Consider the following 7,035-nt stretch of genomic DNA (forward strand, 5'->3'; position numbering starts at 1 on the left):
ACCGGTCCGACGCGGTCCGCCGGAGAGGTGAGCGCCCCGGCGAGCCGGGTGGCGCAGATGGTCGTACCGGCCGTGATCACCCTGATCGTCGCGCAACTGATCGTCCGCGGCTGGCTGGTGGCCACCGGCAACTTCTACTGGGACGACCTCATTCTCGTCGGCCGGGCCTCGACCATGTCGATCTGGTCGTGGGACTACCTCGGCCACAGCCACGACGGCCATTTCATGCCCGCGGCGTTCCTGGTCGCGGGGATCTCGACGGTGCTCGCACCGCTGAACTGGGTGGCGCCGGCGATCACGCTCGTGGTGCTACAGGGACTCGCGTCGGTGTGCGTGTGGCGGATGATCCGGGTCCTGACCGGTCCCGGGGAGGGGCGGTCACGCAGCGCTGCCGTCCAGATCGCCTCGGTCGGCGCGCTGGCCTTCTACCTCTTCACCCCGCTGACGGTGTCGTCCTTCGTGTGGTGGGCCGCCGGCCTCAACACGTTGCCGATGCAGGCGGCGATGGCCTGGATCGTCGCCGACGCGGTGCTGCTCGCCCGCGGGGGCGCCGACCGCCGGCGCACGCGGCTGATCGTCCTCCGCTCGTCGGTGATCTTCGTCCTCTCCCTCGCCTTCTTCGAGAAGTCGCTGTTCATCCTGCCGGTGGCATTCGTCGCCGCGGTTCTGGTGAGCCGCACAGGTCTGGTGAACCGCACAGGGTCCCGGTCGGCGGACGTTGCCGATGCCGATGCCGATATCGATGCCGATGAATCTGCCGCGGCCGACACCGCCGCCGTCCAGATGGGCCCGCTGGGAACGGCATTCGTCCACGCCCGCCGGCTGTGGGCACCGCTGTCGGTGATCTTCGTGGCGTGGGCGCTGCTGTTCTTCTCGGTGTCCGACGCCACCGCCGGTCAACATTCGGTGTCGCAGACCGCGCAACTCGTGTGGCGGTCGATCAATCGTGGTGTCATCCCGTCCCTTGTCGGCGGTCCGTGGGACTGGGAACGCTGGGTGCCGAGCCCGCCGATGGGGTTCTCCGCGGTGTGGATGGTCGTGCTGGGGTGGCTGGTGGTGGCCGCCGTGGTGATCTGGGCCGTTCGTACCCGGATCGGTGCGGTGGCGGTACTCGTGTGTGCGGCGCTCTATGTCGTCGTCGCGCAGATCCCGGTGATGTGGAATCGCTCATCGGCCAACACCGCCCTCGAACTGGCCCAAACCCTGCGGTATCTGCCCGATTCGGCGGTCGTACTCACCGCCGCGCTCGCCCTGCTCGTCGCCGCGCCCCGGCGTTCGGTGAACTCGGTCCCACCGTCGGGTGGGCGCCATGCCGCTCCCGAGGCCGACGAGGAGACGGTGGGCCGCGGTCGGACAGTGGGTACGGCAGTCGGCGTCCTCGCCGCAGTGACCGCGGTGTTGGCGTTCGCGTCGTCGTTGATCTCGACCGCGTCGTACCAGTCGTCCTGGACCGACGATCCGACCGGCGCCTATCTGGCCAACGCCAAGCGCGCGCTCGCCGACAACCGGGACCACACGATGTTCGATCAGGCGCTGCCGCTCGAGGTACTGCTGCCGGTGGCGTACCCGTACAACCAGATCAGCGCCACCTTCGGCCGTGTCACCGACCGTTCGCCGTTCGGCGACACCACCGACCGGCTCTTCGTCCTCGACAACGCCGGCAACCTCACACCCGGCGCGGTGACCCCGCGACGGACCGTCGAGGCGGGCCGCGGGACATGCGCGCGACCGGAACTCACCGGACCGACGTCACTGCGGCTCGACGGCCCGTTGATCAACTGGCGGTGGACCATTGCGCTCGGCTACTGCGCCAACGCCGCGGGCGACGTGGAGATGTCCCTCGACGGCGGACCAGCCGTTCGCGTTCCGCTGCAGGCGGGTCTGCATGTGGTCTACGTGCAACTCGACGGTCACGGCACCGAACTCCGAATCCGGCCGCTCACCCGGGGCTTGGCGCTGCACACCGGTGACGGACGGGTCGGTGAGGTGGTCGACGCCCGGCTGCTGGGCCAGTGAGCGTTGCTGCGCCGGTGCCGTCTCAGCCGCTCGTGTCGGACGATTCCGGCGCGTCATAGTACACCGAGATCTTGCTCGAGTATCCGGCTTGGGCCACCAGCGCGGTGAGCGCGTCACCGGTCGACTGCTCGGCCACGTAGTACGCGATGCGGCCGTCGTCGCCGATGGCCTGCACCTGCTTGCTCATCTGATCGCGCAGGGTGGCCGTGCCCGCCCAACTCGGATCGAAGGTGCCGTTGGTGACATGCGCGGCGTAACCGGGTGCGAAGGTGACCAGGTAGGCACCGGCCGGGCCGTAGCCGTCGAACAGATAGTCGCCGCGCTTGACGGCATAACTGCTCGGCAGGCCGGTGTGTTCGGAGGCGTAGGTCGCCGCAGCGGGCTGCTTGGTCCCGGTGCGCACCATGGTGAACTGACGCTGCGTGGCCTGCGTGTTGTCGTCGAGGTAGTCGCTGAGGGTATCGGCGCCGTAGTCGATGAACGGGAGGTAGGAGAAGGTCACGTTGGGTCGGATCGAACCGCCTCCGGAACCGAGATTGGTTGCGGTGCAACGGGTGGTGGCGGTCTTGTTGAAGTCGACCCGGATCACCGGGGTGCAGGTGCCGCCGAGGGCCCCGGCCGGCTGGCCGTTGACGATGAAGTTGACGGTCAGGCCGTAGTTCACATGCCCGGGCTTGTTGTCGGATCCGCGCCTCGGCGTGCCGTTGACGGTGAGGTCGTAACCGCACGCCACATTCGAGCAGTCACCGGTCTGCTTCCAGCCGACCTGGTCGAGTTGTCCGCCCGGCAGGTCGTCGATCGTCATACCGGGTACCGGCACCGACCCGAGATCGTTGGTGAGGCCCTTCTGCTGGGCGAAGATCGGCGAGATCTGATCGAAGGACAGCGGTGTGACGTCGGTGTCGATGGTGGTGGTGACGTCACCGTCGCGGTACTGCCCCTTGAGATGGCTGATCGCCTTGGTGTCGGAGGCGAAGGTGATCTCCCAGTCACCGGCCTTGACCTTGTTGTCGGCCAGCGAGGTGATCGCCGGATCCGAGGTCGGCCAGAAGCGGGCGTCGGGGGTGTCCTTGTTGGGAGAGGGCAGTGGGGCGCCCAGCGACGGCGGATTGACGAGGTCGTTGTTGCCCAGGCGCCCGGCCAACACGATCGGTGACAGCGCATACCCGAGGTTGGGCAGACTCCACTCCGCGGAGGCCCACTTGTTGTCGACCGGCGACATGTCGACGTTGTCGGGGGTGGTGCCGCCGAGTACCGCTTTCCAGAAGGCGACCGGGGCCTTGGTGAAGTAGTAGTTGCCGACCTGGGTGTAGTCGCCCTGCTGACCGTTGACGGTGATCGAGCCACTGACGTTGCCCGACAGCGCCACCTGCAGGTCGGAGAACTCGACGGTGAGGGTGGTGCCGTCGCCGTACTTGCGCGTCAATGTTCCCTTGTACTTGGCGCCCGGGCTGCTGCCGTACTGAAAGGCCGTCTGGTCCAGGCTCTTCTGTGCCCGGAACGCGGCGGTCGGCTCGGCCGATCCGGAGTTGCTCCACGGGATGAACGACAGGATCAGGGCGACGATCACCGCCACCGCCCCGACGCTGGTCAATACCAGTGCAATGACCTTCGATGTGTTCTTCATCGCTCGCTTCCCGGGGCATGGGTCATCGGGCGTGAGATCACGGCGATGTCCGTTTTCGGCCGAATGATGTCAAGACTAGACATCTCCGGCCTGGCTTCGGGAGGCCGCATGGGACGAATGAATGACTACAAGCGCTGCGCATCTTCACCCGTGCCTCCCCTGACCACGTGGGGGGAATCCGCATCGTCTCGCACCGCAGGCCCCCGGACTCGGTGTGAGGGTCATCGTAACCGGTTCGTCCGACAGCGGAGGCCATCTGGGCGGCTTCGCCCCGCGCAATCGTGTCGGTGGGCCGGAGTAGCCTGAGATACCGATGACCACCAGCTCCGCACCCAGTTCCGCACCCGCCACCGCGTCCGCGGCATCCGCAGCCGCCGCGCCGCCCGCCGCCTCGTCGGCAGCCGACGAGCGCGTCGAACGGCTCCTCGACGGGCTGAACCCGCAGCAGCGTGCGGCGGTGGTGCACAGCGGTCCGCCGCTGCTGATCGTCGCCGGTGCCGGGTCGGGTAAGACCGCGGTGCTCACCCGCCGCATCGCCTACCTGCTCGCGGCACGCGATGTCACGCCGGGCCAGATCCTGGCGATCACCTTCACCAACAAGGCGGCCGCGGAGATGCGCGAGCGCGTCATCGGTCTCGTCGGCCCGCGCGCGGCCTACATGTGGGTCTCCACCTTCCACTCGACGTGTGTGCGCATCCTGCGCGCCCAGTCGGCGCTGCTGGGCAACCGCAACTCCAACTTCTCGATCTACGACTCCGACGACTCGAAACGTCTGCTGGGCATGATCATTCGCGATCTCGACGTCGACCCGAAGAAGTTCAGTCCGCGCGGTGTTGCGGTGAGCATCTCGAATCTCAAGAACGAACTGTCCGATCCCGACGACGCGCACGCCGCCGCCGGTGAGGAGCCGACCGCGCGCACCATCGCCGAGATCTATGCGGAGTATCAGCGCCGGCTCGCCGCGGCCAACGCCTTCGATTTCGACGATCTGATCGGTGAGACCGTCGCCCTGCTGCAGAGTCACCCCGACGTCGCCGAGTACTACCGTCGTCGTTTCCGCCACGTCATGGTCGACGAGTACCAGGACACCAACCACGCGCAGTACGTACTCGTGCGCGAACTCGTCGGCCGCGAGGCCACGTCATCGGGGCTCGCGCCGTCGGAACTGTGCGTGGTCGGTGACGCCGACCAGTCGATCTATGCCTTCCGCGGGGCGACGATCCGCAACATCGAGGAGTTCGAGCGCGACTTCCCGAACGCGGAAACCATTCTGCTGGAACAGAATTACCGCTCGACGCAGACGATCCTCTCGGCGGCCAACGCGGTCATCTCACGCAATCCGAATCGTCGGGACAAGCGGTTGTGGACCGACTCCGGCGACGGTGAGCTCATCGTCGGATACGTCGCCGACTCCGATCGGGAGGAGGCGACGTTCATCGCCACCGAGATCGAGCGGCTCACCGACCACACCATCGGCGGCGCACAGTCCAACAGCTATTCCGACATCGCCGTGTTCTACCGGACCAACACCGGATCGCGCGCGCTGGAAGAAGTGTTCGTCCGTCACGGCATCCCGTACAAGGTGGTCGGCGGTACCCGTTTCTACGAGCGCAAAGAGGTGCGCGACGTCGTCGCGTATCTGCGGGTGGTCGCCAACCCCGAGGATTCGGTCAGTCTCCGGCGCATCCTGAACACGCCGCGTCGGGGCATCGGGGACCGCGCCGAGGCGTGCGTCGCCGTGCACTCGGAGAACCGCGGGATCTCGTTCTACCAGGCGCTGATCGAGGGAGCGCAGGGTCAGGTCGGGTTGCTGAACACGCGTGCGGTCAAGCAGATCGGCGGCTTCGTCGACCTGATCGAGGGCTTGCGCAACGACTTTTTGACCACTTTCGGTGAGGGCGGTACGGAGGGCTCCGACGTCGCCGTCGCCGACGCCACCGAAGAGGGTGCCGACATCGGCGAACTCGTCGACGCCATCGTCGACCGCAGCGGATACCGCGCCGAGCTCGAGGGGTCCCACGATCCGCAGGACGGCGCCCGGCTGGACAACCTCAATGAATTGATCTCGGTGGCAAAGGAATTCAGCCGCGATGCGGCCGAAGCCGGGCAAGCCGAGGTGGACAACGGCACCGACGAGGAGGCGGCGCAACTGCGCGAGGGTGAGCCCGAACCCGGTTCGCTGGCCGCCTTCCTGGAACGGGTGTCGTTGGTCGCCGACGCCGATCAGCTCCCCGACGAGGGTGAGGGTGTGGTCACGCTCATGACCCTGCACACCGCCAAGGGGCTCGAGTTCCCGGTGGTCTTCGTGACCGGTTGGGAGGACGGGCATTTTCCCCATCTGCGTGCCCTCGGCGATCCGGCGGAGCTCAGCGAGGAACGACGCCTCGCCTACGTCGGTATCACCCGCGCCAAGCAGCGGTTGTATCTGACCCGTGCGGTCACCCGCGCATCCTGGGGTCAGCCGGTGTCGAACCCCGAATCCCGCTTCCTACAAGAGATTCCGCAGCATCTGCTCGATTGGCGGCAGACCGAACGGCGGCGTCCCGGACGCGGCTTCGGATCCTCGGGTGGGGTGTTCGGCCGTGGCGACGATCGTGGTTCCAGCGGTGCGCTGGGGCGTTCGTCGTTCTCCGCGGACCCGAATCGAGGGCGCAACAAGCAGATTCAGCTCGACGTGGGCGATCGGCACAATCATCCCAAGTACGGGATGGGCAAGGTCGTCGGCAAGGAGGGCAGCGGGGCGACCGAGCGGGTCGTCATCGATTACGGTGGCAACACCGGCCGCATCACGCTGCTGACGATCGGCGGGATTCCCGGCGAGAAGCTGTGACGGACGCCGAGCGGTGAGGGTGGGTCAGCCGACGTAGTTCGACAGCCGCACACCGTGCTCGGCGAGCCACGGTGCCGGGTCGATCTTGGTCTTGCCGTCCAGCCACACCTCGAAATGGCAGTGCGGGCCGGTGGATTGGCCGTCGCTGCCGACCAGACCGATGACCTGCCCGGCCTTGACGGTCTGGCCCTTCTGGACGAGGACGCCATTGGAATACATGTGCCCGTACACGGTGACGGTGCCGTCGGGGGCCTTGACCTGAATCCAGTTGCCGAAGCCCGACGCCGGACCGGCCTCGAGGACCACACCGTCGGTGGCGGCGTGGATCGGGGTGCCCAGCGGCGCCGCGAAATCCAGACCGGCATGCATGACGCCCCAGCGCATCGCATACAGCGAGGTCAGCTGATACTGCCCCAGCGGCACGGGTGACTCGTACAAGGGCGGCAACGAGGCGTTGATTCGTGCGGCCTCGGCATCGGCGAGTTGCTTGCCGACCTGCAACTGCTGGCCGTACATGCTCGTGTCGGGGGTGTTCGCCGACGCGGGCGCGATCCCGGGCCCG

General features: G+C 67.2%; 4 protein-coding genes. 2 read left to right on the top strand and 2 right to left on the bottom strand.

Annotation, left to right across the window (positions count from 1 at the left end):
• Nucleotides 1-57 precede the first annotated feature (57 nt).
• Nucleotides 58-2,016, top strand: a complete 1,959-nt coding sequence (locus B1964_RS24310) for a hypothetical protein (RefSeq protein ID WP_172398955.1) — start codon at nucleotides 58-60, stop codon at nucleotides 2,014-2,016.
• A 22-nt stretch (nucleotides 2,017-2,038) separates the two neighbouring features.
• On the opposite strand, the gene B1964_RS24315 is transcribed toward B1964_RS24310, so the two are convergent.
• Nucleotides 2,039-3,643 carry a hypothetical protein gene (locus B1964_RS24315; RefSeq protein ID WP_079931617.1) on the bottom strand — a complete coding sequence of 535 codons (1,605 nt, stop codon included), beginning with the start codon at nucleotides 3,641-3,643 and terminating at the stop codon, nucleotides 2,039-2,041.
• 313 nt (nucleotides 3,644-3,956) lie between these two features.
• On the opposite strand from B1964_RS24315, the gene B1964_RS24320 reads away from it, so the two are divergent.
• Nucleotides 3,957-6,473: a UvrD-helicase domain-containing protein gene (locus B1964_RS24320; protein WP_079931618.1), complete on the top strand. Its 2,517-nt coding sequence runs from the start codon at nucleotides 3,957-3,959 to the stop codon at nucleotides 6,471-6,473.
• A 24-nt stretch (nucleotides 6,474-6,497) separates the two neighbouring features.
• Here B1964_RS24320 and B1964_RS24325 read toward each other — a convergent pair.
• Nucleotides 6,498-7,035: M23 family metallopeptidase (locus B1964_RS24325; RefSeq protein ID WP_139765854.1), on the bottom strand; the 538-nt coding region annotated here is incomplete at its 5' end.

This window comes from Gordonia sp. i37, assembly GCF_002043085.1.
Lineage (GTDB): Bacteria > Actinomycetota > Actinomycetes > Mycobacteriales > Mycobacteriaceae > Gordonia > Gordonia polyisoprenivorans.

What these genes read in the sequence shown, in the direction of transcription:
- B1964_RS24315 (WP_079931617.1), bottom strand. Translation starts at nt 3,643, where the DNA reads ATGAAGAACACATCGAAGGTCATTGCACTGGTATTGACCAGCGTCGGG.
- B1964_RS24320 (WP_079931618.1), top strand. Translation starts at nt 3,957, where the DNA reads ATGACCACCAGCTCCGCACCCAGTTCCGCACCCGCCACCGCGTCCGCG.
- B1964_RS24310 (WP_172398955.1), top strand. Translation starts at nt 58, where the DNA reads ATGGTCGTACCGGCCGTGATCACCCTGATCGTCGCGCAACTGATCGTC.